This window comes from Methylobacterium sp. B1, assembly GCF_000333255.1.
Lineage (GTDB): Bacteria > Pseudomonadota > Alphaproteobacteria > Rhizobiales > Beijerinckiaceae > Methylobacterium > Methylobacterium fujisawaense.
In genome coordinates this window covers 1-3,276 of record NZ_BACT01001044.1, presented here as the reverse complement: position 1 = coordinate 3,276, position 3,276 = coordinate 1, and the positions used below count along the sequence as shown (strand labels likewise).

Annotated in this window: 3 protein-coding genes; all 3 read left to right on the top strand. The window is 70.1% G+C overall.

Annotated features, from left to right (window positions below):
- On the top strand, positions 1-507 hold a 507-nt coding region (locus I53_RS29145; RefSeq protein WP_148291264.1), incomplete at its 5' end, for an HlyD family efflux transporter periplasmic adaptor subunit.
- Entirely contained in the window at positions 504-2,081 is a 1,578-nt protein-coding gene (locus I53_RS29140) for a DHA2 family efflux MFS transporter permease subunit (protein WP_043357661.1), read from the top strand. The genes I53_RS29145 and I53_RS29140, both read left to right, overlap by 4 nt.
- Before the next feature lie 390 nt (positions 2,082-2,471).
- A partial coding sequence (locus I53_RS36305) for a hypothetical protein (RefSeq protein ID WP_374701392.1) occupies positions 2,472-3,276 on the top strand: 805 nt, incomplete at its 3' end.

Here is a 3,276-nt window from a genome sequence, read left to right as displayed (position 1 = left end):
GGGGGTGAAGCTCGACCTCAAGTTACGCCAACATTCTTGGCGCCGATCGAAGGCGTGCCCGGCGACCGGGCGCTGCAGATCGGGCAGGTGGTCTCCCCCGGCACGGGGCTCCTAACCCTCGTGCCGATGGCCCGCGACATCTACCTCGTGGCGAACTTCAAGGAGACCCAGACCGGGCACATGGTCGAGGGCCAGCGCGTCACCGTCACGGTCGACGCCTTCGGCGACCATGCATTCGAGGGCCGGATCGAGAGCTTCTCCCCGGGCACCGGCTCGCAATTCGCGCTGCTGCCCCCGGAGAACGCCACCGGCAACTTCACCAAGGTGGTGCAGCGCGTGCCCGTGCGCGTCGCCCTCGATCCCGCCGACCCGCTCGTCGGCCGCCTGCGCCCCGGCCTGTCGGTGGAGGCGACGGTCCACACCGCCGACCCGGTGGAGCCGGTGGATCCCGCCCGCCGCAGGCCGAAGCCCGCCCCGGCGCTGGTCAGCGAGGCCCTGCCCCGATGAGCCCCGTGCCGGCCGTGGCCGGGCCCGAGGCAAAGGCGAGCGCCCGGGACTGGCTCGCCGTGTTCGGCGCGATCCTCGGCGCCTTCACGGCGATCCTCGACATCCAGATCACCAACGCCTCGCTCGCCGACATCCAGGGGGCGCTCGGCGCCTCCACCGAGGAGGGGAGCTGGATCTCCACCGCCTACCTGATGGCCGAGATCATCGTGATCCCGCTCACCGGCTGGCTGTCCTCGGTGATCGGCCTGCGCCGCTACCTCGCGGTGAACACCCTGCTGTTCACCGCCTTCTCGCTGGCCTGCGCGCTCTCGACCAGCTTGAGCCAGATGATCCTGTTCCGGGCGGGCCAGGGCTTCACCGGCGGCGTGCTGATCCCCACCGCCATCGTGATCGTGCGCACGCGGCTGCCGAAGAGCCAGCAGGCGGTGGGCATCGCGCTGTTCGGCCTGACGGCGACCTTCGCGCCGGCCATTGGCCCGACGGTGGGCGGCTGGCTCACCGACAACCTGTCCTGGCACTACATCTTCTACCTGAACCTGATCTTCGGGCCGATCGCGGCGGCGATCCAGCTCGGCGCCTTCGAGGCCGCGCCCGCCCGCTGGGGCGAGTTGCTCAAGGGCGACTGGATCGGCATCGGCCTGATGGCGACCGGGCTGCCGGCCCTGACCTTCGTGCTGGAGGAGGGGCAGCGCAAGGACTGGTTCGGCTCGCCCGTGATCGTCGAGGCGAGCTGGCTGGCCGTCGCCGGGATCACCGGCTTCATCGTCCGCGAGCTGACGGCGGCCAAGCCCTTCATCAACCTGCGGGTCCTGGCCAACCGCTCGGTCGGGGGCGCCTGCGTGCTGATGACCGTGCTGGGCGCGGTGTCGTTCGGGTCGATCTACATCATCCCGGTCTATTGCGCGCAGATCCAGGGCTACAATGCCGAGCAGATCGGCACCGTGGTGATGTGGTCGGGCCTGCCGCAGCTGGTCCTGTTCCCGATGATGCCCCTGCTCATGCGCGCCGTCGACGCCCGGCTGCTCGTGGTCACCGGGACGCTGTTCTTCATCGCGAGCTGCTGGATCAATGTCGGCCTGACCCACGATGTCGGCGCCGACCAGCTGATCCTGCCGCAGCTCATGCGGGCCATCGGCCAGCCGCTGTTCACGATCCCGCTCTCGCAGCTCTCCACCGTGGGCCTCGGCCCGCGCGACACCGCCGACGCCTCGGCGCTGTCCAACATGATGCGCAACCTCGGCGGCTCGATCGGCATCGCCCTGCTGTCGACCATGATCGACCGGCGGGAGCACTTCCACTTCTCGGTGCTGGCCGAGGCGATCACCGTCAACGCGACCCGCACCCAGGACCGGCTCGCGGCGCTCGCCGCCGGGATGCACGCCCGCATCGCCGACCCGCTGGCCGCCAAGGGCGCGGCTCTGGGCATGCTGGCGCAACAGGTCCGCCGCGAGGCCACCGTCATGGCCTACGCGGACGGGTTCTGGCTGGTGGGGGTGAGCCTCGTGGCGAGCCTCGCCGTGGTGGCGATCCTCAAGAAGCCCCAGCGCGCCGCCGGGCCGGTGGAGGCGCATTGACGGGCCGATGCGACGCCGGGGGCTACTTCCCGGCAGGTTGTGGACGATCGGGAAGAACGTGTCCTTCCAGTCCTTGGGCTCGGCCTTGATGGTCTTCATCGCGTAGAAGTGCCGGGCCTGGAGCATGATCCCGTAGGGGGTGGTGGAGAAGTTCGTGCCCGGCTCCTTCATGATCGCGACCAGGGTCTCGGGGGGCGTCTTCTCGTTGGTGGCCGCGACGTAATCCTTGGCGGCCTGGAGCGGGTCCCGGGCGATCGCGGCATTGGCCTCGTCGATCGCAGCCACGATGGCGGCGGCGAGCTTGGGGTTTCGGGTGTACCAGCCGGTCCGGGCGTAGAGGATCGCGTTGCTCACCGGCTCGCCGACGAGTTCGAAGGAGTTCAGCACCGTGTGGATCGCCGGATCCTGCAGCTCGCGCTGCTGGAACGGCGGCAGCGAGAAGTGGCTGTTGATCTCGTTGTGCGGGCTCGCCAGCGCCGCCACCGCGTCGGGATGGCCGAGCTGGACGGTGAGCGGGTCGAGCTTGGTGGCGTTCTCGGGCCCGAAGGCCTTCTTGGCGGCGATCTGGAGCAGCACCGCCTGCGAGGAGACCTTCACGGAGGGCAGGGCGATCTTGTCCTTGCCGGAGAAGTCGCCGAGGGTCTTCACGTCCGGGTTGCGGGTGAGCAGCAGCATCGGCGTGGTGCCGACGCCGCACAGGCCCTTCACGTCGCCCCGCGTCCGGTCGTTGAGCAGCAGCATGTTGGTGGAGCCGCTGTCGACGATGTCGATATTGCCCGAGAGCAGCGCGTCGTTGCCGGCGGCGCCGCTCGTCAGGTTGACCCACTCCACCGCGACGTCCCCGAGGCCGGCGGCCTTGGCGTGCTTCTCGATCAGCTTGTGCTGCTCGGCGAGGACGGCGGGCAGGTAGACGAAGCCCGGCTGCCGGCTGATCCGCACCTTGGCGTCGTCGGCCCGGACGGGGGAGGCGAGCGCCAGCCCCGCCAGCAGGAGGGCCGGTCCTGCCCGCAGGAACCGGCGGCAGCCCAGCAGCAACGCGCCCGTCCGCGACGTACCCACCATGACGCATCTCCCTGTGACCCCGGCGGATTCGTGTCCAATCCGGATGTGTCGTTTGGCCCCAATGGACAGGTTTGGGTCGGGCCCCCCCAGGCCCCTCCCCCCCGATCCGCCAATTCGGGGCGGGAACGTCCCC

Coding starts and splice junctions, on each gene's coding strand:
- I53_RS29140 (WP_043357661.1), top strand. CDS start 504: ATGAGCCCCGTGCCGGCCGTGGCCGGGCCCGAGGCAAAGGCGAGCGCC.